The following is a 25,072-nucleotide window of genomic DNA, read 5'->3' on the forward strand; positions in this document are numbered from 1 at the left end:
AGGCCCCTTCGTGCGTCCAGGACGGCGCCGCCGATCCGGCGCGGATTCGCGCCCCGACTGACGGGGCGCGGCGGAAGCCTCAGCCGTGCACCAGCACGTTGCGGAACTGCCAGGGATCGCTGGTGTCGATGTCCTCCGGGAACAGGCCCGGGCGGTCGGTGAGCGGCGTCCAGTCCGTGTACACGCCCACGACTGGGCCGAGATACGGGGTCTGGACCTCCAGGCAGCGGCGGAAGTCCATCTCGTCGGCCTCGACGATGCCGGCCTCCGGATTCTCCAGGGCCCAGACCATGCCGGCGAGCACCGCCGAGGTCACCTGCAGGCCGGTGGCGTTCTGGTACGGGGCAACCCGGCGGGTCTCCTCGATGGAGAGCTGCGAGCCGTACCAGTAGGCGTTCTTCGCGTGGCCGTAGACGAGCACGCCGAGCTCGTCGATGCCGTCGACGATCTCGGTCTCGTCGAGGATGTGGTGCTGCTCCTGCACCTGCGCCGCCTTGCCGAACATCTCGTGGAGCGACAGCACGGCGTCGTCGGCCGGGTGGTAGGCGTAGTGGCAGGTCGGCCGGAAGACCGGCTTATCGCCCTCGCGCACCGTGTAGTAGTCGGAGATGGAGATCGCCTCGTTGTGGGTGACGAGGAAGCCGAACTGCGACCCGGCGGTCGGCACCCAGGTGCGCACCCGCGTGTCGGCGCCCGGCTGCAGCAGGTAGATCGCGCAGCGCGACCCCTTCTCCTGCTCGCGGGCGTTGGCGGGCTTCCAGGTCTCGTGCGTCCCCCAGCCCAGCTCGGCCGGCTGGTTGCCCTCGGAGACGAAGCCCTCGACCGACCACGTGTTCACGAAGACGCCCCGCGGCTTCGGATTCTTGGCGCGCTGCGTGTCCCGCTCGGCGATGTGGACGCCCTTCACGCCCAGATCCTTCATCAGGGCGGCCCACTCGGCCTTGGTCTTCGGCTCGGGCCGCTGCAGGCCGGTATCCTGGGCGATGTTCAGGAGCGCCTGCTTGACGAACCACGAGACCATGCCGGGATTGGCGCCGCAGCACGACACGGCCGTGGTGCCACCGGGCTTCTGCGCGCGGGCGTCGAGGATGTTCTCGCGGAGCGCGTAGTTGGTGCGGTCGCCCTGGCTCTTGGTCTTGTCGAAGTAGAAGCCCGGCCAGGGCTCGGCCACGGTGTCGATGTAGAGGGCGCCGAGTTCGCGGCAGAGCTCCATGATGGCGCGCGAGGAGGTGTCGACCGACAGGTTGACGCAGAAGCCCTGGCCGCCGCCCTCGGTGAGGAGCGGGGTGAGCACGTCGCGGTAGTTCTCCGGCGTCAGGGCCACCTTCTCGAAGCGCAGTCCGTGCTTCTCGGCGAGCGGCCGGTGCGTGTCGACCGGGTCGATCACGGTGAAGCGGGCGCGGTCGTACTCGAAATGGCGCTCGATGAGCGGCAGGGTGCCCCGGCCGATCGAGCCGAAGCCGATCATCACGATGGGGCCGGTGATGCGGCCATGGATCGGGTGACGCGTCGGCTGGTCGGTCATGCGGGATATCCTCGTCTGGCGGACGCCGGGCGCGTCCGCTCATCTGGCTCGCGGGCGGGTTATGGCGCGCGTGTGACAGTGCGGCGACAGGCCCGCGCCGCCGGAGCGGTGCCGGAGCGGTCCAGGGTCCGAGTCGCCGGAAACGCGCTCAATGGCGGCTTGCCCGTCGCCGGTCAACCGCGCCCGCGGAACCCTTCGTTAACGTCCCCTTACCCGAAAGTCGCGCGGAGTATGAACTCAGCGCATGCGTCCCCCATCATCTGTCCAGTGGCAAGCTCGGGACGCGGGCCTCATATTGCGATGCAGCAAGGTCGCGCAGAGGGCCGCAGAAACTTGGGGAGCTTGGAAACGCCCGGGACCTCGCACCTGGAGTCCGTCATGCTCGCGCTCATCACCGCCCGGATCCCCGGCCCTGCCGTCGAGACCGCCGATCGCGATCCCGGCTTCCTGACCCTCGTCTTCGCGGTCGCCCGCACGCTGCGCGTCGGCGCGGAGAGTGCCTTCGCCCGCCGCTGCGCGCTCGCGCGCTCGATCGGTGGCCCGAATCCTCTCTGAGACGCGCGCAACCCACCGGCGCCGCCTCCGGCGATTGCGTCGCCCCGGCTTGGGCATTAGGCGGCACTGCCGCCCAATGGCTCTCCGGGGGATCGTGATTCCATGTCGACATTTCGTGCGCTTCTGCGTCTCAGCCTGATCGCGACGTCGCTTGCGGCGGTCCCGAACCTGGCGGCGCGCGCGCAGGATGCCGAACCCGACGCCGCTCCGGCCGCCGAGGCGCCCGCGAAGCCGAAGCCCAAGCCGCGGCCGAAGCCGGCTCCCCACAAGGCGGCCAAGCCTGCCGAGGCGGCGAAGCCCGAGGAGGCCGCCACGCCGGCGGCCGCTGCGGCGCACGCCGTGTGGCCCGCCGGCGCCAGCACCGTCAGCGAGAGCTACGGCGACTGGACGATGACCTGCACGCGCCCGAGCGACAAGGTCACCTGCATCGTGGCCCAGTCCCAGGGCGATTCGCGGACCGGCCGGCGCAAGTTCGGCTTCGAACTGCAGACGCCCGCGAACGGCCGGGCCGAGGGGATCGTGCTGATGCCCTTCGGGCTCGCCATCGAGCCGGGCGTGACCTTCAAGCTCGACGAGCAGACCCTCGGCAAGGGCGCCCCCTACACGACCTGCAGCGCCGAGGGCTGCATCGTGGCGATCAGCTTCCCGACGCTCGCCCTCGACGGCATGCGCACCGCCAAGGCCCTCACCGTGACCGGCGAGAAGGCGGGCGGGACCGAGCCGGCCACCGTCACGGTGCCCCTGACGGGCTTCTCGCAGGCCTTCGATCGCGCCGTCGCCCTCGGCGGCTGAGCCGCGCGGCGGCCCGCGGCCTTTTCCGGTTACGGTTAAGCCAGCGTTAGCCGCGGTCGAGCAGGATCCCGCCGAGAAGTGGCGCCGCGCGCCGCGGTCCCTCGGGTGCCGCGCGCCGGGTTCGGATCGGCGAGGCGATGGGATCGGTGGGCGGGCGACCCCGGAACGGTCGAGGACGCGGCGCGCGGGTGCTGACCGCGGCGCTGGCGCTGCTCGCCCTTCTGGCAGGGATCGCGCCCGCGCTGGCCGCGCGGCTCGTCAGCACCAAGGGCAGCGAGGTCGGCACCGGGGCCGGCGGCTACGGCCGGATCGTGCTCACCTTCGACAAGCCGGTCGCGGTCAAGGCGAAGCTCGCCGGCGGCGTCCTGCTCCTGAGCTACGGCGAGCGGGTGGCGCCCGGGCCCGAGCACCTCACGGACGAGATGCCGGCCTTCATCGCTAGCGTCCGCCGCGATCCCGACGGCACGGGGCTCCGCCTCGCCCTGCAGCGCCCTTACCGGGCCAACGTCCAGTCGGCCGGCGAGCGCGTGTTCGTGGACCTGCTTCCGGAGGGGTGGTCCGGCCTCATGCCGCCGCTGCCGGCCGAGGTGATTGCCGACCTCGCCCGCCGGGCCCGGGCGGCCGAGGAGGCGCTCAGGGCGCGCACGCCGGAGCCGGTGCGCCGGGCGCTGTCGCTCGAGCTCGCGCTGCTTCCGACCCTGACGCGGCTGTCGCTGCGCCTCCCCGCGGAGGCCGTCTCCACGGTGACCGCCGAGGGATCCGTGACGCGCGTGCGGGTGATCGGCGCCTGGACGATCGATCCGAGCGGCACCCGCGGCCGTCCGCGCCCCGGAATCGCCAAGCTGGCGACGGAGACCGACACGAACTCGGCGAGTCTGCTGATCACGCCCGAGGACGGGTTCAGGATCGGCACCGAGCGCGAGGACGGCGCCATGTACGTGGACGTGGTCCGCCCCAAGCCTCCGGAGCCGGCCGCGACCGCCGTCGACGTGCCGGGTCCCGCCGCCGCGAAGCAGGCGCCGCCGCTGCCGGTCGCGCCGCGCCCGGCCCAGGTCAGTGCGCCAGTCACTGCGCCAGTCACGGCGCCCGTCGCTGCGCCAGTCACTGCGCCGGCGGTCGCGCCGCGCCCCCCCGAGCCGCCGCCGACGCGCCGGGCCGGCGGCGGCTTGCTCTTCCCGTTTCAAACCCTCCCGCCGGCGGTCCTGTTCGAGCGCGGCGGGATCGCGACGCTGGTCTTCGAGACCGCCGAGCCGGTGGTCGTCCCGCCGGCGAGCCAGGGCCTCGCGCCGATGGGCGCACCCGCCCGGACGGGGCCGCTCACGGTCGTGCGGTTCCCGGTTCCGCCGGGTCGGCTCGTCGATCTCAACGCCGTCACCACCGGGACCGGCGTGGCCTGGGAACTCTCGGCGGGCAGTGCGCTGAGTCCGAGCGACACGATCGATCCCGTCCGCAAGCCCGATCCGTCCGGCCGCATCGCCGTCACCCTGACGCTGCCGCATCCCGGATCGGCGACGTGGCTCGCCCTCGACGATGAGCGGATCGCGGTGGTCACGTCGGCCGCGCAGCGCCCCGTCGGCAATCCGAAGAACCGTCGCTTCGTCGATTTCGAGATCCTGCCGAGCCGGCACGGCCTCGCGGTGCTCGCCGGCGCCGACGATCTGGCGGTGCGGCCCGAACTCGACGGCGTCTCGATCGGCCGCGAGGGCGGACTCGCCGCGTCCATGGCGGCGCGCAAGCCGGACGTGGCGCTCGTCGACGCGGGGGCCCTCGCGATCGCGAAGGAGCCCTGGGAGCGCGCCAGGATGGGGAATGTCCGCGCGACCCTGCGCGGCCTCTTCGACGCGGCCGTCGCGGCGACGCCGACCGAGCGCGGTCCGGCCCGCTTGGCGCTGGCCCGCGCGGATCTCGCCAACGGCCTCGATTACGAGGGCCTCACCGCACTGGAGATCGCGGCCGCCGACGATCCGCTCCTGGCCATCCAGCGCGACACCGCCGTCCTGCGGGGCATCGCCCTGGTCCGGATCGGCCGGAGCGCGGAGGCGCTGAAGGCCCTCAGCGTCCCGCTCCTGAGCGACGATCGCGAGGCCGCCCTGTGGCGCGCGATGGCCTCGGCCGGGGCGGGCGACTGGAAGACGGCGGAAACGGGCTTCCTCAAGGTGCTGCCGCTGGCCGACGGCTATCCCGCGGACGTCGCGCAGACGATCCGGGCCCGGGCCGCCGAATCGGCGATCGAGAACGGCGATGCCGAGACCGCTGCCGCGCGCGCCGAGGCCGAGCGCGACCTGCCGCCCTGGATCCGCGACCGGCTGGCGATGGTCCGCGCCCGCGTGGCCGAGGCGACCGGCCAGACCGAGGCGGCCCTGGACGCCTACGCGCGCCTCGACAACTCGGCCGTCCGCCCGGTCTCGGTCGAGGCCGCGCTGAGGGGCGCGCTCCTGGCGCAGGCCTCCGGCAAGCTCGCGCCCGACGCCGCCATCGAGCGGCTGGAGCGGCTCGCCCTGACCTGGCACGGGGGCCCGGTCGAGGACGGCATCACCGCCGGTCTCGCCCGCCTCTATCTCGCCGCCGGCCGGTGGCGCGACGCTTTCACGGTGGTGCGCCGGGCCAACGTCTTCGCGCCGAACGCCCCAGCGACCGCGGCGCTGGCGCGGGACGCGCAGACGGCCTTCGAGAACCTCTACCTCACCGACAAGGGCGACAAGCTCTCCGGGATCGAGGCCGTGTCGCTTTTCTTCGATTTCCGTGAGCTGAGCCCGATCGGGCGGCGCGGCGACGAGGTGGTGCGCCGTCTGGCCGACCGCCTCGTGACCCTCGACCTCCTCGATTCGGCCGCCGATCTGCTGCAGTACCAGATCGACAACCGCCTCACCGGCCCGGCGCGATCCGCGGTGGCGGCGCGCCTCGCGACGGTCCGGCTGATGGACGACAAGCCGATGGAGGCCCTGAAGATCCTCGACGCCACCGAGCTGCCCGAGCTTCCGGGCGAACTCAAGCGCGCCCGCGGGCTGGTCCGCGCCAGGGCCCTGTCGGACCTGACCCGCACCGACCTCGCGCTGGAAACGATCGAGGACGAGAGCGGTCCGGATATCGAGCGTCTTCGCGCCGACATTTACTGGGGCGCGCGCCGCTGGCGCGAGGCCGGGGAGGCCCACGAGGCCCTGCTGGGCGATACGTGGCAGTCCGGCCAGCCGCTGGACGATCAGGCGCGCGCCGACATCGTGCGCGCCGCGATCGCCTACGATCTCGCGCACGAGGCCGTGGGCCTGGAGCGGCTGAAGGCGAAATTCTCTGAGGGGATGGCGGCGAGCCCGGACGCCCGCACCTTCGCGCTCCTGACCGGCACCGACCCGACCCGGGCACCGGGCTTCCGGGACATCGCGGCGCGCGCCACGAAGGTCCAGACGCTGTCGGCCTTCCTCGCCGAGTATCGCAAGCGCTATCCGGATGCCGCCGCGCCCGCGCGCGGTCGACCCGAGGCGCCGGGTGCAGGCGGCGAGGCGCCCGCCGCCGGTGCCCAGGGCGGACAGCAGCAGAGCAGCGCCGGGACACCCGGCGCGCCGCCCGGGTGAGCGCGGCGGTCGTCGTCGACCCGGACGCCTTCCTCGAGACCGAGCGCGGCCGCGTCTGGACGCCCGAACGGAACGCCGAGGCGTGGCGGCTGGCCCTCGCGGCGCTGCGCGCGGCGCTCGCCGCGGACTCGGTCGAGCGGCTCGTGGTCGTGTGCGGGCTGCAGGGGGCCGGCAAATCGACCTGGATCGCCCGGCAGCGGCCCCGGCTCGGCCGCGTCTACTTCGACGCCGCCTTGCCCGGCCGGCGGCACCGTGCGCCGATCCTCGCCATCGCGCGAGCCTGCGGCGTTGCCGCGGAGGCGGTTTGGATCCGCGCGCCGCTCGCGGTCGCCCTCGAGGGGAATCGGCGGCGCGCCGCCGACCGACAGGTTCCCGAAGAGAGCATCCGCTCCGTCGACCGTCTGTTCGAGCCGCCGTCGCGCGCGGAGGGCTTCGCGGCGGTCCGGATCGTCGACGCGACGTCCCGCGCCGGCTGACGGCCCGGCACGGCCGCCGTCAGCCGCCGTAGCTCTGGACCAGGGAGCCGGCCACCAGGGTCCAGCCGTCGACCAGCACGAAGAAGATCAGCTTGAACGGCAGCGCGACCGTGGCCGGCGGGACCATCATCATGCCGACCGCCATCAGCACCGAGGCGACCACGAGGTCGATGATCAGGAACGGGATGAACAGAAGGAAGCCGATCTCGAAGGCGCGGCGCAGCTCCGAGATCATGAAGGCCGGCGTGACGATCTCCAGGCCGACATCCTCGGGGCCCTTCGGTGTCGGCACCTTGGCGAGGTCGAGGAACAGCTTCAGGTCCTTCTCGCGGACGTTGCGCAGCATGAAGGTCTTGAACGGCGCCGAGGCGCGCTCGAACGCCTGCGCCTGCGTGATCCGGCCGGCGATCAGCGGCTCGATACCGGCGCTGTAGGCGGCGCGGCCGGTCGGGGCCATCACGAAGGCGGTCAGGAACAGCGCGAGGCTGACGAGCACCGCTGTCGGCGGCGCCGTCTGGGTGCCCAGCGCCGACCGCAGGATCGACAGCACGACGACGATGCGGGTGAAGGCCGTGGCCATCACCAGCACCGAGGGGGCCACCGCCAGGACGGTGATCAGCGCCACGAGCTGGAGGGCGCGCTCGGTGGTGCCGCCGGCACCGAGATCGAGGGTGACGCTCTGCGCGAGGGCCGGACCGGCGGCGAGCACTCCGCCGGCCAGCGCGACCAGTGCGGCGAGCGCGACCGGCGGCAGGCGCAGATTCGGGACCTGGCGCATCGGGCGTGTCGGCACGGGAAGGTCTCGAGTCACGGACGGTCGCAGGTGGGTGTGGCCGGGCGAACGCCGGCGCGGCGGGCCTCGAGATTCTGCCAGACGAGGAGGGCCGGCAGGCCGAGCACCACGTCGGGCACGCGGCGGGCGAGCGACAGGGCGAGGGCGGTCCCCGCGTCGATGCCGAACAGGCCGCAGACCAGCACCAGCCCGCCCTCCTGGACGCCGAGCCCGCTCGGGACCACGAAGGCGGCGGCCTTGATCGCCTGGCTCAGCGCCTCGATCACCAGAATGTCGGCCCAGCCGACATGGTCCACGCCGATGCAGGCGAGGACGACCCCGACCTCGACCGTGCCGAGCAGCCAGGCCAGGGCGTGGAGCGCGAGCGACTGGGCGAGGTGGCCCCGGCGGCCCGGAGCCCAGACCGTGTCCAGGGCGCCCTGGATCCGGCGGTTCGGCTCGGGGCGCGCCTCGGCGTCGCGCACGAAGCGCCGGCCGAGGGCGGCGAGGCGATCCTCGAGCACCCGCACGATGCCGGTCCGCTGGAGGGCGAAGAAGGCCGCCACCGCCAGCCCGGCCACGACGAGCGTCCGCAGCGTCCAGCTGGCCAGGGCGGCCGCTTCGGCGCCCTCGACCCGGCTCAGGAGGCCGGCGCCGAGGCCGGCGAACAGGGCGAGCGTTCCCACCTGAAACAGCATGTCGGCCAGCACGGAGGCGGCCGCCAGGGAGCCGGCGACGCCCCAGAAGGTGAGGAGGCGGGCGCCCAGCACGTCGCCGCCCACCGAGGCCACGGGCAGCAGCACGTTGATGCCTTCGCGGACGAAGCGCAGGATCATGCAGGCCGAAGCCGTCGCGGGCGCCAGCCCGTCGAGAATGCGCGCCCAGGCGAGGCCGCAGAGCAGGATCACCACGATCCGCACCAGCGTGACGCCGGCGAAGCCCGCCACGCCGATCCGTCCGAAGGCCGCGGCCACCGCGGCGAGATCGTTGGTCGCCACGAGCCAGACGGCGAGGCCGAGGCCGATCAGGGTGCCGAACAGCGGCAGGCGACGCAGCACGGCGTGGGCCGCCCGCCGCTTCCGGGAAACAGGGTCGCCGGTCACGGTGTGCGGGCCTCGCGTCGAGAGGCGGGCAAGAGCGCGCTCCAGGTTGTGCCGGTCAGCGGACCGGCGGCGATTCGTCGGGTGGTATCGCCGCTAGAGCGGTATTGGGGCCGAATTCGGGGACCCTGCGACGCGGCAGGACGGGATTGAGCACCGCGGCGAGCGCCTCGGCGGGCCCGGCGGCGGGATCGAGCAGGACGACCCGGCCCTCGGCCAGGCTCGCGCCGGTCGCGACCGCCACGGCGCGCTTCGGACAGGGGCCGAGGCAGCCCGATTCCACGATGCGCAACTTCCGCCGGCGTCCGCCGCCGCCGTCGCGGGCGGCCCGCTTCCCGGCCTTCTTCAGCAGCGCGCAGACGTCCCGCCCGCGCAGGCCCTGCCGCTTCGCGCATTTCGAGCAGACGACGACGATCTCGGAGAGTTTGGTCTTGGCCGTGCGGCCGGTCGGGCAGCCATCAGGGGAGCCATCCGGGGCCGCGGCACGCGGTTCTGTCATCATTCAGAGACTGTAGGACGCGATACCGACCCCGGGCTACGGCGCCCGTCGCCGCGGTGCAGCAGCCGGGCGGCGGGCGGGCTGGGCGCCATAAAAAGGGCCTAAAAGAACGGGATTCCGGTAACCGCGCACGGGCCGCCCCTCGGCCGGCGCCGCGGCAGCGGAACCGGCGCAGACCCAGGAACAAAGAGCGGATGAGCTTCGACGACGTCAAGGACGACACGCGCGAAGGCGAGATCGTGACGTTCGCCGCTCCGACCATGACGGAGCTGCGGCGCAGCGCGGAGACGATCCGGCCGGTGCCGGAGAAGCGGACTGCCCGGGCCCTCGTGGCGACCGTGCGGCAGCGCCTCGACTGGAGCCGTCTGCCGGGCCTGCGTCCCCGCGAGGAGGACACCTCGACCTACGGCGCGCGGATCATCCGCCGCGTCGGCCTGTTCGTGCTCCTGCCGACCCTGGTGGTCGGCCTGTACCTGTTCGCGTTCGCGTCCAATCAGTACGTCGCGGAAGCCCAGTTCGCGGTCCGCGGCAACGTCGAGCCGATGGAGAACATCTCGCTCGGCCAGTACACGAACCTCATCCAGAAGCACAACAGCCAGGACAGCTTCATCGTCCGCGACTACATCAACAGCCAGACGCTCGTCGAGGCGCTGGAGAAGAGTATCGGCATCTCCAAGATGTTCTCGCGGTCCGAGGCGGATTTCTGGGCCCGCTTCGACCCCAGTGATCCGATCGAGGACCTGACCAAATACTGGCGCAAGCACGTCGAGGCGCATATCGACTCGATCTCGGGCGTGATCCGCCTGTCCGTGCGCGCCTTCACGCCGGAGGACGCCCTGACCATCGCCCAGGCGGTGGTGTCGCGCTCCGAGGCGCTGATCAACGACATCTCCAAGCGCGCCCAGGCCGACATGGTCGCCCAGGCCGAGGCCGACGCGAAGGTCGCCCAGGACCGGCTGCGCAAGGCGCACGTGGCGCTGCAGGCATTCCGCAATCAGTGGGGTGTGATCGATCCGATCAAGACCGCCGAGGGCACGCTGACCACGCTGACCCTGCTGCGGAAGGACAAGCTCAAGGCCGAGAACGACCTGCAGGTCCTGCGCGGCTCCAGCCTCGACGAGCGCTCGCGCTCGATCCAGACGCTGGTGGCCAACATCGCGGCCATCGACCAGCAGATGAAGTCGCTTCAGGACGAGCTGACGAGCGCCAACGCCGCCGCCGGCGGCCAGAACATGACCGAGGCGCTGCTCCAGTACGAGGGCCTGCTGGTCGAGCGGACCATCGCCGAGAAGCTGGAGGAATCGGCCCACAGCCTGCTCGACCGGGCGCGCATCTCGGCGAGCAAGCAGCACATCTTCCTGGCCACGTTCGTGCCGCCGGTCCTGCCGACCGACAGCCTCTATCCCGAGCGGGGCCACTCCCTCCTGGTGTCGTTCTTCTGCTTCCTGGTGATCTGGAGCTCGTCCGCGCTGCTGATCGCCGGCATCCGCGACCAGAGGATGTAGCGGCATCCGCGGCTCCCGGGATCTGGATCCCGGGCCGCGCGATCTGTAGAGGGAGGCGGCCCGGCCAACCGGGCGCACCTGGATGAGCGAAGTCTAACGGTCCATGTCGGATTTCTCCGATCTCGTCGCGAAGGCGATCCAGCCGTCGATGACCCGTGAGGAGCGCGAGGCGGTCTACACGGTCGTGCGGCAGGCCGTGCTCCGGCTGCAGGAGCGGGAGGCGTTCCCGCCGGACGACCCGCGGGTCGCCCTCCAGCGCCACCTCGTCGAGGAGACGATCCGCGACGTCGAGGGCGACGTCGCCCGCTACGAATCCCTGCGCAAGCTCGACGCGGCTTTCGCGGCCCAGGCCGAGGCCCACAAGGCGGCCCAGAGCGGGCGGCGCTAGGGCGTCACCGCCGGTCCGCCCCCGTCACGGCACGGGTAAGCCCGGCCCTTCACATCCGTGACGTTCGCCGTCGTCCGGCGCGTCCGCGCCGGGGCCGCTCCGTGGATGCGCGTCAGCCGCAGGCGACGCTCGCCCGGACGCTGCCGGGCTCGGCCACGTCGAGGCCCGCCGACACGTACTCGTTGAGCTTGTTGCGCAGGGTCCGGATCGAGATGCCGAGGATCTTGGCCGCGTGGGTCCGGTTACCGAGGCAGTGGTCCAGCGTGTCGAGGATCAGGTCGCACTCGACCTGCGCCACGGTCCGGCCCACCAGCCCGCGGGTGGCGGCCTCGGCGACCTGGGCGGCGCGCGCGGCCGGCCCCTCGACCGCGAAGGTCTCGCCCTCGGGCGACAGGATCGCCTCCGGGCCGATCGCGTCGCCCGAGGCGAGCAGCACCGCCCGGTGCAGGGTGTTCTCCAACTCGCGCACGTTGCCGCGCCACGGGTTCCGCAGCACGAGCGCCCGGGCCTCCGCGGAGAGCGGGCGGACCGGCATCCCGTTCACCGCGGCGTATTTGCGGGCGAAGTGGGTGGCGAGTTCGAGGATGTCGGCCGGGCGCTCGCGCAGCGGCGGGAGCCGCAGGCCGACGACGTTGAGCCGGTAGAGCAGGTCCTCCCGGAACGTGCCCTTGCGGACCTCCTCGGCGAGGTTGCGGTTCGAGGTGGCGAGCACGCGGATGTCGACCCGCACCGGGGCGGTCCCGCCGACCCGGTCAATGACCCGCTCCTGCAGGGCGCGCAGCAGCTTCGCCTGCAGGCGCACGTCCATCTCGGAGATCTCGTCGAGGAGCAGCGTGCCGCCGTTGGCCTCCTCGAACCGGCCGATGCGCCGGGCGACCGCGCCGGTGAACGCGCCCTTCTCGTGGCCGAACAGCTCGGATTCGAGCAGGGCCTCGGGGATCGCCGCGCAGTTCACCGAGACGAAGGGCTTGCCCGCCCGGTTGGACTTCTGGTGGACGTGCCGGGCCAGCACCTCCTTGCCGGTGCCGCTCTCGCCGGTGATCAGCACCGAGGCCTCGGAGCGGGCGACCTGCTCGGCGAGCTTGACCACCCGCTCCATGGACGGGTCGCGCCAGACGAAGGCGGCGCGGTCGGTGGCGACCGCCTCCAGCACCGCCGCGATCATCTCGGGATCGGGCGGGAGCGGGATGTACTCCTTGGCGCCCGCCCGGATCGCCGCCACGGCGGCCGAGGCGTCCGCCGAGACGCCGCAGGCGACCACCGGCGTGCGGATCCGCTCTCCCTCCAGCGCGGTGACGAGGTCGCGGATCGGTAGACCCACGTCGATCATGATGAGATCGGCGCCCCGCGCGCGCAGGACGGTGAGGCCCTGCGGCACGGCGTCGGCCTGCGTGACGGCGGCGCCGCGCTGCATCGCGATCTTCGAGGCGGTGATCAGCTCGCCGTTGAGCCGCCCGATCATCAGGAGCCGCATGGTTCGTCCCTCTCAAAACCCGCGCGCGGACAGCACACCGGCGTCCGCGGCTGAAAATCACTCACCCTTGACGATCTCGGTCATCGTCACGCCGAGCCGGTCCTCGACGAGGACGACCTCGCCGCGGGCCACCAGCCGGTTGTTGACGAACACGTCGATCGCCTCGCCGACCTTCCGGTCGAGTTCGAGCACCGCGCCGGGCGCGAGCCGGAGCAGGTCGCCGATCGGCATCCGGGCGGAGCCGAGCACCGCCGAGACCATCACGGGCACGTCGAAGAGCTGCTCCAGGTCGGCCGCGGTCTTCGGGGTGGTGGGCGCGTCGCGGATCGAGCCCGCGGCGTAGTCGGTGTCGTGCTCGCCGAGCTGGGGCAGGCTGAAATCGTCGGACATCAGGATCTCCTCACGGGCCCGTCGGCAGGCCGAGGGCGTCGAGCACCGCCGCCTCGATGCGGGCGCGCTCCCGAACGATGCCGCCGTCCGCCCACTCGATGCGGGCGTCGCCCGCCGCCATGTCGGGGTCGCCCAGCACCACGAGCCGGCCCTCGTAGCCGCGCTCGCGCGCGAGGCGCTTCACCAGGGTCTCGGCCTCCTCGACCAAGCCGTCGTGCACCCGCACCACCAAGTGCGGCACGCCGCGCAGGTGCTGGAGCGCCGTCCGGGCCGCCTCGCCGATGCCGGCGAGCGGGGCGGCGTCGAGGGCGTCGCCCGCGACCTTGCGGGCGATCAGCATCGCCACCTCGACCGCCTGCGCCTCGCGCTCGGCGTCGCGCGCGTCGGCCTGGGCGATCAGGCCCGCGGCGGCGAGCGCCAAGCGGGTCATGGCGTCGGCGAGCCGGCCCTGGACCTGCGCCTCGGCCTGGACCCGGCCCTCCTGCATGCCGCGGGCATGGGCCTCGGCCTCGGAGCGGGCCGCGGTCTCGGCGGCGCGCAGGGCCTCGGCGCTGGGGCGGCCGCTGCGGAAGTCGGTCTCGAACAGGAACGGCTTCGCGCTCCGGGCGGATTGGGCGCTCAATAGACCAGCTCCTCCTCGGCGCTATTCTTGGCGATCATGATCTCGCCCTTCTCGGCGAGGTCCTTGGCGATCTCGGTCATCTTGGCCTGCGCCTCATCCACTTCCTTGAGGCGGACCGGCCCGAGCGAGGCCATCTCGTCCGTGAGGTTCTTGGCCGCGCGGGTCGACATCTGCCTCAGGAAGAAGCCGCGGGTCGGCTCGTTGGCGCCCTTGAGCGCGCGGCACAGGGTCTCGTTGTCGATGCTGCGCAGCAGGGTCTGGACGCTGCCCGGATCGAGTTTCAGCAGGTCCTCGAAGGTGAACATCAGCTCGCGGATCCGCTTGGCCGAGCCGCGGTTCGCCTGGTCGAGCGCGGCGAGGAAGCGGCCCTCCGTCTGCCGGTCGAAGGCGTTGAACACGTCGGCCATCATCTCGTGGGCGTCGCGGCGCTGGGTCTGGGCGATGGTCGACACGAACTCGACCCGCAGCGTCTCCTCGATGTGGCGCAGCGCCTCCTTCTGCACCGTCTCCATGCGCAGCATCCGGTTGAGGACGTCGATGGCGAAGTCCTCCGGCAGGATGGTGAGCACCTTCGCCGCGTAGTCGGCGCGCACCCGCGACAGCACCACCGCCACGGTCTGCGGGTACTCGTTGCGCAGGAACGACGCGAGGATCTCCGGGTCGACCTGGGCGATCGAGGCCCAGACGCGCTTGCCCGACGCGCCCTTGATCTCCGCCATGATCAGCGAGACCTGATCGCTGGGGAAGATCTTGAGGAGCAGCGCCTCGGTCCGCTCGAAGTTCGACGAGATGCCGCCGCTGTTGCCGAGCTTGGTCACGAACTCGATGATCAGCTTCTCAACGGTCTGCGCCTCCAGCGTGCCGAGCTGGACCATGGCGGCGCTGACCTTCTTGATCTCCTCCTCCTCGAGCATCTGCCAGATCGGGGCGCCTTCCTCTTCCCCGAGCATCAGCAGGAGCGCGGCGGCGCGCTGCGGCCCGGGCATCGACGCGAACGAATCGCCGCCCGCCGTCGCCAGCGTGTTGGCCAGACCCAGTGCCGCACCTGCCGCCATCGTGTTGCCCTCGACGCCCTACGCTTCACTCTTCCTGGATCCAGGTGCGCAGCACCTCGACGGTCTCGGACGGGCTCGCCCGGACCATGTCGACCACGCGCTGGACCGTCTCGGCCTGGACCTGGCCGTTGATCTTGGCGAACTCCATCAGCCGCGCGGTCGGGTTGTCGCGGTCGATGACCGTCACGGTCTGGCCCGGACCCGCGACCGCGGCGGCGTCGCCGGGGAGCGCGATTCCGGACGCCGTCAGGACCGGGGCCTCTGGGACCGGCGCGAGCACCTGGCGCACCAGGGGGCGGACCACCGTGAGCAGGACGATGAGCGTCAGCAGCGCCAGGACGGCGAGCTCGGCCATGCGCAGCACGTCCTCCTTGGTGGGGGCGAGCAGCGACTGGATCAGCGTGGGCTCGGTGAATTGCGGCACGCTCGGCGCCTCCGCGAAGCGCAGGTTCACCACCTCGATCTGGTCGCCGCGGGCCTTGTCGAAGCCGACGGCGCCGCGCACCAGCGCGGTGATCCTCTCGATCTCGGCGGGCGTGCGCGGGCTGTAAGTCTGCTTGCCGTCGGGGGCGGTGGCGTAGACGCCGTCGAGCACCACGGCGACCGACAGGCGCTTGATCCGGCCGCTCTCGGCGATCTCGGTCTTGGTGACCCGCGAGATCTCGTAGTTGGTGGTTTCCTCGTTCTTGTTGGTCGCGTCCTTGGGCGTCGGCGTCTTGTCGCCGCCATTGGCGCCGGGCAACTCGTTGCCGACGCTGACCTGTCCCTCAGCATTGCCGGTGACCGCCGATTCGGTGCGGGTCTGGGCGGAGCGCACGACCCGGCTCTCGGGATCGAAGGTCTCGGAGCGGCTCTCGACCCGGTTGAGGTCGAGTTCCGCGTTGACCTGGACGCGGGCCCGGCCCGGGCCGACGATGCCGGCGACGACGTCCTCGATCTGGCCGCGCAGGCGCCGTTCGAGGCCGACCTGCCGGTCCTCGAACCCGCCGGCGACGTCGGCCGCGGCGTCCCGGGCGCCGTCGGCCAGAAGCCGGCCGCGCTCATCGACGATCGAGATCCGTTCGGGCTTGAGGCCCTCCACCGCGGAGGCCACGAGATGGCGGATCGCCCGGACCTGCCCGGAATCGAGATCGCCCATCAGCTTCAGCACGATCGCCGCGCTCGGGCTCTCCCGGTCCCGCTCGAACAGGCGGCGCTCCGGCAGCACGAGATGGACGCGGGCCGCCTGGACCCGCCCGATCGCCCGGATCGAGCGCGCCAGTTCGCCCTCCAGGGCGCGCAGGTGGTTCACGTTCTGAACGAAGTTGGTGGACGAGAACGCGTCGCCCTTGTCGAAGATCTCGTAGCCGACGCCGCCCTGGGTCGGCAGGCCCTTGCCGGCGAGGTCCATGCGCAGCTTGGCGAGGTCCGGGCGGGGGGCCAGGATCGTCTGCCCGGCATCGCCCCGCGTCTCGTAGCGGATGCCGCGGCTGTCCAGCTCCCGGACCACGGAGGCCGAGTCCTGCATCGACAGGTCGGAGAACAGCACGCCCATGTCGGGGCGCGAGACCCGCAGGATGATGAAGGCGAAGAAGCCGATGAGCGTCAGCGTCACCGCCGCCATGGCGGCGATTCGGGCCGGTCCGAACTTCGTGACGAGATCGAGAACCGGCTTCACGGGAGGATTCGCTGCCCTCTAACGCTGGCGGACCCCGGCGGCCCGCTCGGCAGAAATTGCCCAGGTCGTGGTTAGCGGGTCGTTAATGCGGGGGCGTCCCGCGGGCTCGGATGCGGGCGCCGGAACGACCGAAGCCGCGCCCGGGGTCCGGACGCGGCTTCGTGAGTCCTCGGATTCGACCGGGCCAGCCCCTCGGCGCCGTCTGAGGTCGTCGCTGCGGGCGGGTGGCCTTCGCGTCGGTCCGGGGCCGCGAAGCGGGTCCCTCGACCAGAGTCGCCGACGCGCCGGGTCCGGCACCCGCGGCCTCGATGAGACCCGGAAGCGCCGGCGGCGTCCCGGGATAGGGGCGCCCGGCACAGGCGCCGCGGATCAGTGACGGTAGTGCTGGATCCGGGTCGTCCGCAGGCCGGCGAGGCCGTGCTGGTCGATGGAGAACTGCCAGCTGAGGAATTCCTCTGTGGTCAGCGTGTAGCGCTTGCACGCCTCCTCCAGGCTGAGGAGACCGCCGCGCACCGCGGCCACGACCTCGGCCTTGCGCCGGATCACCCAGCGACGGGTGCTCGGGGGCGGAAGGTCCGCGATCGTCAGGGGGCTGCCGTCGGGCCCGATCACGTACTTCACTCTCGGGCGGCTCGGTTCGGTCATGATACGCTCTACACTCGACTGACCTGTCGAGCATTGAAGGTACTTGTGCCCGCTTAAGAGATGTTGAAGCGAGTCACTCGGATGTGATTCGTTAAGTGCCACTTGTGGACAACCCGATGGTCTGCACGCTGGACAGCGGCACGCGCTGCGAACCGATCACCAGCACCGGCGACGTTCCGCTGAGATCGACCTCGTCGACCGTGCCCGTGAGGCTCGTATCGACCGAAACGCTCGAGCCGGTGGCATCCGTGGCCGCCACCTTGATCGAGTAGTTCCCGTCGGGCGCGGTCAGGCCGGCCGAGGTCTTGCCGTTCCACGTGTAGGTCTGGCTGCCGGCATTGAGCGCGGTGGTCTGCGTGGCCACGACGTTGCTCTTCGAGTCTAGGACCGTGATCACCGCCTTCGAGGCGGCCCGGGCCGGGTTCAGCGTCCAGGAGGCGGAGCCGCCGGACAGCTGCGAGGCGCTGCCGTCGGCCGACACGGTCTTCCCGATGTAGCTCGTGGCCGAGGCCGAGCTCGCCGATTGCGAGGCGCTCAGGATGCTGTCGAGGCGGTCGTTGGTCTTGAGCTGCTGCTCGACGCCGGCGAACTGCACCAGCTGCTGCGTGAACTGGTTGGTGTCCATCGGGTCGAGAGGGTTCTGGTTCTTGAGCTGCGTGGTCAGCAGCGTCAGGAACTGCGTGAAGTTGCTGGCGATCTCGGTGGCGTTGCCGCTGCTGCTCGTGGAAGAGCCCGTCGTGTTCGTCGTGCTCGTCAGGCTCGATATGCCGCTCGTCATGCTGATCTCTCCCGTGCCGCGTCCTGGCGCAGGGGCCGGATGCGCGTCGTGTCTGTGTGGGTCCGCGATGCGGGCACCGCGCGCACCGCCTAGATCCTCATGTCGAGGCCGCCGTAGCCACGCAGGACGCGGATCGGGGCGACCTCCTGGTGGACTTCCGCCTGATCGCGCGACCAGCCCGTGCCGCCCCCGCGCGGGGAATCGCCCGGCTGACCGCCGCTGCCGCCGCTCTGGGCGCTTCCGTCGCCCCGCAGCGACAGGTTGATGCCGCCGGCCGAGGGATCGAAGCCGGCCTGGGACAGCGCCTGCTGCAGCTGGCCGGCGTCGCGCTGGAGCAGCGCGAGCGTCTCAGGCCGGTCGACCACCAAGTGGGTCATGACGCGGCCGTGCGCCTTGTCGATCTCCAGCTTGACGTCGATGCGCCCGAGCTCGGCCGGGTCGAGCCGGATCTGGAACTCGTTGGATCCGCGCAGCGACCTCAGGCCGATGGTCATCGGCACTTGGCCGATCGGGATGGGTGGGTCGGTCTGGAGCGACGCGGTCTGCGTCGGCGCGGCGGTCTCCTGGGCGGCGCGCGTCGTGTCCACGGCCTGGCCGGATGTCGCGGGCGGCGCCGGACCACCCTGCGCCGCCGCGGGCAGCGTCTGAAGCGGACCTGCGCCCTGGCCAACGTCGGTCAGGACGGTGAGGAAATCCTGGGCCGCCGCATCGGACGTCGCGGCCGCCGCGCCGCCGGCCGTCAGGCCGTCGACCGGGACGCTGCCCGGTCCGACTTTGCCGGGTTCGTGACCGGCGCCCGCCGATGCCGGAGTGGTCCCGGCGATGCTGGGGACGGTTCCGGCCGCGCGGCCGCCGCCCTGAGCGTTCGTGCCGGAAGGGCCCGCGGTTGCGCCGGTTCCGGAGAGAGCCGCCGAGCCGTCCTGCGCTGGCGCCGTGCCGCTACCCGCATCCGTCTCAGCCTCGGCCTCGGTCTTGACCGTCCCGGTCGCGCCGCCCCCCTCGGACAGCGCGGCGATGAGGGCCAGAAGGGAGGCGGACGGCCCCGAGGCCGCGGGTTGCGCGGGGGCCTCGGCCTTCTGCGGCGGCACCGCCGCGTCGGCCTCGGGGCCTGCGGTGCCGGCCGCCTCGGCGGCCGGATCCTGCCCGGCCGCGACGGCCTCGGAATCCTGCTGCCCGGCGGCTCCCGTCCGGCCGGTCTCGGCGGTGCGCGCCGCGCCCGCCTTCGGAGCCTCTGCGCGCGCGCCCGCGGCGGAGGGCGGTCCCTCGGCCTGCGCGGCCGAGGCCGGCGCATCCGCCGGCTTGGCGAGGCTGACCCTCTTGTCCGCGACCCGGGCCTCGGTCTGAAGCGCCGCATCCCGGGCGCGGTCGCCGGCCAGCCGCGCGGCGTCGGCCTGATCGCGCAGGTCGGCCTGACGGGCGCGGGCCGAGGCGGCGACGTCGCGCTGATCGGCGGCGCGGGCCCGCGCCGTCGCGGCGTCGTCGCGGGCCTGGGCCGCGCTCAGGGCGGCGCCGAAGCGGTCCTGCGCGGAATTGCCGGCGCGGGCCGCCACGCCCGCGGCCTCCCAGCCCGAACGCTGCGCCTGCGCGTTCCGCGCGGACGGAATCCACGTGGTGACATCCAAACGATCCGCCGCGCCGCTCGCCATTCCGGACTCCTCTGAGCCGCACAGCAGCAAGGCGCGCGCCACCGTGCCGGACGGATAAGTCTCTGAAAAATATCGTTCTCTGCTTGCAGCACGCGGGTCGGACCTGATCGAAGCTGCCGCCCGCCCGGCAGGATCTGCCGAGTGTCCGATCCCGCTGCCCTGGAAAGCCGGGCGAAGTCCCGCTATAGACGGCCCGTGCAGCCAGGGAGCTTCCGGGCCGGCGGCTGCGGACCCTCGCGATGAACGCCCTCGATCTTCCCAAAGCCCCCCACGAGACGCGCGTCGTCGTCGCCATGTCGGGCGGCGTCGATTCCTCCGTGGTCGCGGGCCTGCTGAAGCGGCAGGGCTTCGACGTGGTCGGCGTCACGCTCCAGCTCTACGACCACGGCGCGGCGAGCCACCGCAAGGGCGCGTGCTGCGCCGGCCAGGACATCCACGACGCCCGGGCGGCGGCGGAGCATCTCGGCATCCCGCACTACGTCCTCGATTACGAGGATCGCTTCCGCGACGAAGTCATCGAGAAGTTCGCCGAGAGCTACCTCGCGGGCGAGACGCCGATCCCCTGTGTCGAGTGCAACCGCACGGTGAAGTTCCGCGACCTGCTGGGCCTCGCCCGCGACCTCGACGCCGACGCGCTCGCCACCGGCCACTACGTGGCCAGCCGGGCGCTCCCGGGCGGCGGCCGCGCGCTCCACCGCGCCCTCGATCCCGCCCGTGACCAGAGCTACTTCCTCTACGCGACCACGGCGGAGCAGCTGGACTTCCTGCGCTTCCCCCTGGGCGAGATGGAGAAGACCGAGACCCGCGCGCTCGCGAAGGATCTCGGCCTGTCCCTCGCCGAGAAGCCGGACAGCCAGGACATCTGCTTCGTGCCGCAGGGCCGCTACAGCGACGTGATCGCGCGTCTGCGCCCCGACGCGGCGCGGCCCGGCGAGATCGTCGACCTCGCCGGCCACGTCCTCGGCCGGCACGACGGGATCGTGCATTACACGGTGGGCCAGCGGAAGGGCCTCGGCCTGTCCGGGCCCGAGCCGCTCTACGTCGTGCGGCTGGAGCCGGACTCGGCCCGCGTTGTGGTCGGGCCGCGCACGGCGCTGGCCACGACCCGGATCCGCCTCTCGGACCTCAACTGGCTCGGCGAGGGGCCGGTGGCGGCCGTGCGCGACCTGCCGGTGGCGGTCCGCGTGCGCTCGACCCGTCCGCCGCGCCCGGCGACGCTGACGGTCGGGCCGGACGGCGCGGCCGAGGTCGTGCTCGCCGAGCCCGAGGACGGCGTGTCGCCGGGGCAGGCCTGCGCGATCTACGCGGATGACGGCCCTCGGGCCCGGGTCCTGGGCGGCGGCACCATCCGGCGTGTCGACGCGTTGTCGGCCCGGCCCCGCGAGGCCGCCTGATCTCAACCTCTGGAACCTTCGAACGATGCTGAGCGAGCCGCAGATGGCCGGGCCGAGCACGGCCCTGATGCGCAAGGCCTATGCCCGCTGGGCCCCCGTCTACGACGTGGTCTACGACAAGCTCACCGAGCCCGCGGCCCGCGCCGCCGTCGAGGCGGCGGCCGAGCATGGGCCGCGGATCCTGGAGGCCGGCGTCGGCACCGGGCTGGCGCTGGGCTACTATCCGAAGGCCAGCTTCGTCTGCGGCGTCGACCTCTCCGAGGACATGCTCAAGCGCGCCCGCGCCAAGGTCCGGCGCCGGAACCTGTCCCACGTGAAGGGCCTCCAAGTGATGGACGTCTGCCACTTGGGCTACGCCGACGCGAGCTTCGACGCCGTCGTGGCCCAGTTCCTGATCACCCTGGTGCCCGACCCCGAGGCCGCGATGTCGGAGTTCCTGCGGGTGGTGCGCCCGGGCGGCGGCATCGTCCTCGCCAACCATTTCGGCCAGAGCGACGGCCCTCTGGCCCGGGTCGAGGAAGTCGTGGCGCCGCTCTGCACGAAGATCGGTTGGTCGTCGGACTTCAAGGCGACGCGGATCGAGGCCTGGGCGCGGCGCAACGGCGTCGAGGTCCTGGGATTGAAGCCGACCTTCCCGGGCGGGTTCTTCAAGATCCTGCGGATGCGCAAGCCCGGGTGAGCGAGACCGGCAACGCCCCCGTCGCCGAAGGCCGCGTCGAGAACCGCGAGGGGCGCTGGAAGCGCCTGCGGCGCTGGCTCCCGCTGGCGCTGCTCCTGACGGTGTCGGCGGTGGTCCTGGTCTCGGGAGCCGCGCAACTCCTCAGCCTCGACCGCCTGCTCGCGTCCCGCCTCTGGCTGCGCGGCTTCGTCGAGGCCGGGTATCTCCGCGCGCTGGTCGCGGCCTACTGCCTCTATGTCGGGGCCGTCGTCGTGTCGGTACCGGCCACGCTGATCCTCACGATGGTCTGCGGCTTCCTGTTCGGCATCGTGCCGGGGGCGCTCACCGCGGTCTGTGCGGCCACGACCGGGGCGGCCATCGTTTTCGCGATCGGCCGCGGGCCCGGCGCCGACCTGCTGCGGCGCATGGGCGGCACGCGCCTCGCCGGGCTGGCCGAGGGCTTCCGGCGCGACGCCTTCGGCTACATCGCGGTGCTCCGCCTCCTGCCGCTGTTCCCGTTCTGGGTGACCAACCTCGCGCCCGCCGCCTTCGGGGTGAAGATGCGGGTCTTCGTGCTCGCGACGTTCCTGGGGCTGCTGCCGGGCGCGGTCGTGTACGCCACCACGGGCGCGGGCATCGAGGACGTCGTCGCCGCCCACGAGGCCGCCAGGGCCGCCTGCCTCGCGACGGGGGCGGGCGGCTGCGACCAGGCCCTGACCCTGCGCGCCCTGGTCACGCCCAAGATGGTTGCAGGTCTCGCGATGCTGGCGGTCTTCGCCCTGGTCAGCATGCTGCTGAGCCGCCGCGCCCGACGCGGCTGAGATGCGCCGCCGAGACGCGCGATCCGCCGCCGGCTGTGTTTTTCGGTGTCTGAGGGCGCGTGCAACCGCTTGGAGGGGGATATCGTATAGTGCTCGCCGCCGGGAGCCTGTATTCCCGCCTGCGAATCTGTGGCTTGCGAACATGTATCCCGCGAAGGCCGAACCCGGCTCGAGCTTTCTCAATCCTCTCTCCGCCGATCCTCATCCGCGATGCCGGCGCGGAGCGTGACCGGCGTGTCCCTCGAGTCCCATCAGGCCGCGGCACCGGCGACGCCGGCGCCCGCACCGGCCCGCGACGTCCCCGAGCGGCGCACCGCGCGCCTCGGCCTGTCCGGGCGCCTGTTCCTCGTCACCGTCGCGTTCGTGGTGGTAGCCGAGGTGCTGACCTACGTGCCGGCGGTGGCCAATTACCGGATCGAATGGATGTCCGACCGCCTGGCGGCCGCGCAAGTCGCCGCTCTGGTGCTCGACGGGCGGACCGGCGAGCCGGTCTCCGAGCCGCTCGAGAGCCGGCTCCTGGCCGGCGTGAACGCCCGCGCCATCGCCGTCCGCGGCGGCGGCGCCCAGCGTCTGCTCGCCATCGAGCCCATGCCCGAGCAGGTCGCCGACACCGTCGACCTGCGCGACGTCACCGCCCTGTCGGCGATCCGGGGCGCGTGGCGCACCCTCGTGGCGCCGGTCCACGAGCCGATCCGCGTGGTCGGGGAGGGCGGCATCGGCTTCGACCGGGTCGAGATCCTGCTCGACGAGGCGCCGCTGCGCACCGCCATGATCGACTACGCGCTGCGCCTGCTGGTCTCCTCGCTGATCATCGCGGCGGCCGCCGCCGGTCTCGTCTTCGTGGTGCTGCAGGTGCTGATCGTGCGCCCCGTGCGGCGGCTCGCCACCAGCATCACGGCCTTCGCGGATGATCCGGAGGATGCCGGGCGGATCATCGCGCCGTCCCGCCGCAGCGACGAGATCGGCCAGGCCGAGCGGGCGCTCGGGCGGATGCAGCGCAGCCTCGCCGACCAGCTCCGGCAGAAGCGGCGACTCGCCGAACTGGGCTTGGCGGTCAGCAAGATCAGCCACGAACTGCGCAACCTGCTGACCGGCGCGCAGCTCCTGGGCGACCGCCTGGAGGGGACCGAGGATCCGACCGTGCAGCGCGTGGCCCCCCGCCTCGTCGGGACGCTGGCCCGCGCTATCCGCTTCTGCGAGGCGACCCTCGCCTACGGGCGCGTCTCCGAGCGCGCGCCGCTCCTCACCAGCACGCCGCTGGCACCGGTCTTCGCGGAACTTCCGGATCTCGCCGCGCTGGCGGCGCATCCGGTCAGCGTCCAGGTCGCGGCGGGCGATCTCTCCGTGCAGGCCGATCCGGAGCAGCTCGGGCGGGCGCTGGCCAACCTCGTGCGCAATGCCGTGCAGGCGCTGGACGGGGCGGCCGTGCCGGAGGCCGCCGTGAGCGTGGTCGCTGCCCGCGCGGCACCGGGCCGGGTCACGATCCTGGTCGCCGATAACGGTCCCGGTCTCCCGGCGCGCGCGCGGGAGAACCTGTTCGCGCCGTTCCAGGGATCCATGCGGTCCGGTGGCACGGGCCTCGGGCTGCCGATCGCCGCCGAGCTGATCGGGATCAACGGCGGCACCCTCACCCTCGACGATTGCGAGGCCGAGGGGCTGAGCGGCGCGCGCTTCCGGATCGTGCTGCCGGAAGGCTGACGGGACCGGACCCGCGGGACGTCGCCCCGCTGCCGCTACTCTGCCGCGGCCCGGACGGGCTCCCCGACCCGGATGCCGAGATCGGCCAGCAGCGCCGCGTCGTCGTCCTGCCCGTTATTGGCGGTGGTGAGCAGCCGCTCGCCGTAGAAGATCGAGTTGGCGCCGGCGAGGAAGCACAGCACCTGGGCCTCGCGGGTGAGGCTCTTGCGGCCGGCGCTGAGCCGCACGCGGGAGCGCGGCATCACGATCCGCGCCGTGGCGCACATGCGCACGAGATCGAACGGATCGACCGCCGGCTGGTCCTCCAGCGGGGTGCCGGGCACCGCCACGAGGGCGTTGATCGGCACGCTCTCCGGGTGGGGAGCGTGGTTGGACAGAACCTGAAGCATCGCGGCGCGGTCGGTGACACCTTCGCCCATCCCGACGATACCGCCGCAGCACACGCCGATCCCGGCCTCGCGGACGTTCGCGAGGGTCTGCAGGCGCTCGTCGTAGGTGCGGGTGGAGATGATGTCCTCGTAGAAATCCGGCCCGGTATCGAGGTTGTGGTTGTAGGAGGTCAGCCCGGCCTCGGCGAGGCGTCCGGCCTGCGAGGGCGTGAGCATGCCGAGCGTCACGCAGGCCTCCATGCCGAGGCCGCGCACGCCGCGCACCATGGCGAGCACCGCGTCGAATTCCGGGCCGTCCTTCGGCTGGCGCCACGCGGCGCCCATGCAGAAGCGCTGGGCGCCGGCGGCCTTGGCGGCGGCCGCCTCGGCCAGCACCGTCTCCACGGGCATCAGCCGCTCGCGCGCGACGCCCGCGCCCTTGTGATGGGCCGATTGCGGGCAGTAGGCGCAATCCTCCGGGCAGCCGCCGGTCTTGATCGACAGGAGAGACGCCCGCTGGATGTCGGCGGGGTCGTTGTGCCGGCGGTGCACCTGCGCGGCCCGGAACACGAGGTCCATCAGCGGCAGGTCGTGGATCGCGCGGATCTCCGCCACGCTCCAGTCGTGGCGGATGTCGCCGAGGTCGGGCTGCTGGGAACCGGGGAGGGAAGTCGCGCTCATGCGG

The 25,072-nt window shown here is 72.5% G+C and carries 23 protein-coding genes; 10 read left to right on the forward strand and 13 right to left on the reverse strand.

Annotated features, from left to right (window positions below):
• Positions 1–79 precede the first annotated feature (79 nt).
• Positions 80–1,525 (reverse strand): homospermidine synthase, encoded by a 1,446-nt coding sequence (locus LXM90_RS05070; RefSeq protein ID WP_020090846.1) that lies wholly within the window; start codon positions 1,523–1,525, stop codon positions 80–82.
• Between the two features lie 378 nt (positions 1,526–1,903).
• On the opposite strand from LXM90_RS05070, the gene LXM90_RS05075 reads away from it, so the two are divergent.
• From LXM90_RS05075 to LXM90_RS05090, 4 genes are all read left to right on the forward strand, one after another.
• Positions 1,904–2,080 carry a hypothetical protein gene (locus LXM90_RS05075; protein WP_020090845.1) on the forward strand — a complete coding sequence of 59 codons (177 nt, stop codon included), beginning with the start codon at positions 1,904–1,906 and terminating at the stop codon, positions 2,078–2,080.
• Positions 2,081–2,182: 102 nt separating this feature from the next.
• Complete coding sequence (locus LXM90_RS05080) at positions 2,183–2,872, forward strand: invasion associated locus B family protein (protein ID WP_020090844.1); 690 nt, start codon at positions 2,183–2,185, stop codon at positions 2,870–2,872.
• Between the two features lie 137 nt (positions 2,873–3,009).
• Positions 3,010–6,441, forward strand: coding sequence for a hypothetical protein (locus LXM90_RS05085; RefSeq protein WP_026604567.1), 3,432 nt, complete (start codon positions 3,010–3,012; stop codon positions 6,439–6,441).
• A complete protein-coding gene (locus LXM90_RS05090) occupies positions 6,438–6,917 on the forward strand; it encodes an AAA family ATPase (RefSeq protein ID WP_020090842.1) in 480 nt (159 codons plus the stop codon). Before LXM90_RS05085 ends, LXM90_RS05090 begins: the two co-directional genes overlap by 4 nt.
• Positions 6,918–6,936: 19 nt before the next feature.
• Here LXM90_RS05090 and fliP read toward each other — a convergent pair whose 3' ends face one another.
• From fliP to LXM90_RS05105, 3 genes are read right to left on the reverse strand one after another with little or no spacing between them, the layout of a single operon-like run.
• Positions 6,937–7,695: a flagellar type III secretion system pore protein FliP gene (fliP, locus tag LXM90_RS05095; RefSeq protein ID WP_020090841.1), complete on the reverse strand. Its 759-nt coding sequence runs from the start codon at positions 7,693–7,695 to the stop codon at positions 6,937–6,939.
• Between the two features lie 29 nt (positions 7,696–7,724).
• Positions 7,725–8,792: a lysylphosphatidylglycerol synthase domain-containing protein gene (locus tag LXM90_RS05100; RefSeq protein ID WP_234081953.1), complete on the reverse strand. Its 1,068-nt coding sequence runs from the start codon at positions 8,790–8,792 to the stop codon at positions 7,725–7,727.
• A 55-nt stretch (positions 8,793–8,847) separates the two neighbouring features.
• Positions 8,848–9,291, reverse strand: coding sequence for a hypothetical protein (locus LXM90_RS05105; RefSeq protein ID WP_026604565.1), 444 nt, complete (start codon positions 9,289–9,291; stop codon positions 8,848–8,850).
• A gap of 191 nt (positions 9,292–9,482) precedes the next feature.
• Here LXM90_RS05105 and LXM90_RS05110 point away from each other — a divergent pair, with 191 nt between their 5' ends.
• Both LXM90_RS05110 and LXM90_RS05115 read left to right on the forward strand, forming a co-directional pair.
• Positions 9,483–10,793, forward strand: a complete 1,311-nt coding sequence (locus tag LXM90_RS05110) for a capsule polysaccharide transporter (protein ID WP_020090838.1) — start codon at positions 9,483–9,485, stop codon at positions 10,791–10,793.
• Positions 10,794–10,896: 103 nt separating this feature from the next.
• A complete protein-coding gene (locus LXM90_RS05115; RefSeq protein WP_020090837.1) occupies positions 10,897–11,181 on the forward strand; it encodes a hypothetical protein in 285 nt (94 codons plus the stop codon).
• Between the two features lie 112 nt (positions 11,182–11,293).
• Here LXM90_RS05115 and LXM90_RS05120 read toward each other — a convergent pair whose 3' ends face one another.
• The 8 genes from LXM90_RS05120 to LXM90_RS05155 all read right to left on the reverse strand — a co-directional run bounded on the left by LXM90_RS05120 (position 11,294) and on the right by LXM90_RS05155 (position 19,352).
• Positions 11,294–12,655 carry a sigma-54 interaction domain-containing protein gene (locus tag LXM90_RS05120; RefSeq protein WP_020090836.1) on the reverse strand — a complete coding sequence of 454 codons (1,362 nt, stop codon included), beginning with the start codon at positions 12,653–12,655 and terminating at the stop codon, positions 11,294–11,296.
• A 57-nt stretch (positions 12,656–12,712) separates the two neighbouring features.
• Positions 12,713–13,045 carry a flagellar motor switch protein FliN gene (gene fliN, locus LXM90_RS05125; RefSeq protein ID WP_012321962.1) on the reverse strand — a complete coding sequence of 111 codons (333 nt, stop codon included), beginning with the start codon at positions 13,043–13,045 and terminating at the stop codon, positions 12,713–12,715.
• Between the two features lie 10 nt (positions 13,046–13,055).
• Positions 13,056–13,667 carry a FliH/SctL family protein gene (locus LXM90_RS05130; protein WP_020090835.1) on the reverse strand — a complete coding sequence of 204 codons (612 nt, stop codon included), beginning with the start codon at positions 13,665–13,667 and terminating at the stop codon, positions 13,056–13,058.
• Positions 13,664–14,722, reverse strand: a complete 1,059-nt coding sequence (gene fliG, locus LXM90_RS05135) for a flagellar motor switch protein FliG (RefSeq protein WP_020090834.1) — start codon at positions 14,720–14,722, stop codon at positions 13,664–13,666. The genes LXM90_RS05130 and fliG overlap by 4 nt, the downstream gene beginning before the upstream one ends.
• A 25-nt stretch (positions 14,723–14,747) precedes the next feature.
• Entirely contained in the window at positions 14,748–16,379 is a 1,632-nt protein-coding gene (gene fliF / locus LXM90_RS05140; RefSeq protein ID WP_020090833.1) for a flagellar basal-body MS-ring/collar protein FliF, read from the reverse strand.
• 369 nt (positions 16,380–16,748) lie between these two features.
• Complete coding sequence (locus tag LXM90_RS05145) at positions 16,749–17,024, reverse strand: DUF1153 domain-containing protein (protein WP_007569077.1); 276 nt, start codon at positions 17,022–17,024, stop codon at positions 16,749–16,751.
• 91 nt (positions 17,025–17,115) lie between these two features.
• Positions 17,116–17,802 carry a flagellar hook assembly protein FlgD gene (locus tag LXM90_RS05150; protein WP_020090831.1) on the reverse strand — a complete coding sequence of 229 codons (687 nt, stop codon included), beginning with the start codon at positions 17,800–17,802 and terminating at the stop codon, positions 17,116–17,118.
• Positions 17,803–17,891: 89 nt separating this feature from the next.
• A complete protein-coding gene (locus LXM90_RS05155) occupies positions 17,892–19,352 on the reverse strand; it encodes a flagellar hook-length control protein FliK (protein WP_234081954.1) in 1,461 nt (486 codons plus the stop codon).
• A gap of 335 nt (positions 19,353–19,687) precedes the next feature.
• On the opposite strand from LXM90_RS05155, the gene mnmA reads away from it, so the two are divergent.
• The 4 genes from mnmA to LXM90_RS05175 all read left to right on the forward strand — a co-directional run bounded on the left by mnmA (position 19,688) and on the right by LXM90_RS05175 (position 24,019).
• Entirely contained in the window at positions 19,688–20,842 is a 1,155-nt protein-coding gene (mnmA, locus tag LXM90_RS05160; protein ID WP_020090829.1) for a tRNA 2-thiouridine(34) synthase MnmA, read from the forward strand.
• Positions 20,843–20,867: 25 nt separating this feature from the next.
• A complete protein-coding gene (locus tag LXM90_RS05165) occupies positions 20,868–21,521 on the forward strand; it encodes a class I SAM-dependent methyltransferase (RefSeq protein WP_020090828.1) in 654 nt (217 codons plus the stop codon).
• Positions 21,518–22,321: a TVP38/TMEM64 family protein gene (locus LXM90_RS05170; protein ID WP_020090827.1), complete on the forward strand. Its 804-nt coding sequence runs from the start codon at positions 21,518–21,520 to the stop codon at positions 22,319–22,321. The genes LXM90_RS05165 and LXM90_RS05170 overlap by 4 nt, the downstream gene beginning before the upstream one ends.
• A gap of 210 nt (positions 22,322–22,531) precedes the next feature.
• A complete protein-coding gene (locus tag LXM90_RS05175) occupies positions 22,532–24,019 on the forward strand; it encodes a sensor histidine kinase (protein WP_020090826.1) in 1,488 nt (495 codons plus the stop codon).
• A gap of 35 nt (positions 24,020–24,054) precedes the next feature.
• Here the strand turns inward: LXM90_RS05175 and bioB are convergent, their stop codons facing one another.
• Positions 24,055–25,068 (reverse strand): biotin synthase BioB, encoded by a 1,014-nt coding sequence (gene bioB, locus LXM90_RS05180; RefSeq protein WP_020090825.1) that lies wholly within the window; start codon positions 25,066–25,068, stop codon positions 24,055–24,057.
• Between the last annotated feature and the right edge of the window lie 4 nt (positions 25,069–25,072).

It is taken from the genome of Methylobacterium oryzae (genome assembly GCF_021398735.1).
Lineage (GTDB): Bacteria > Pseudomonadota > Alphaproteobacteria > Rhizobiales > Beijerinckiaceae > Methylobacterium.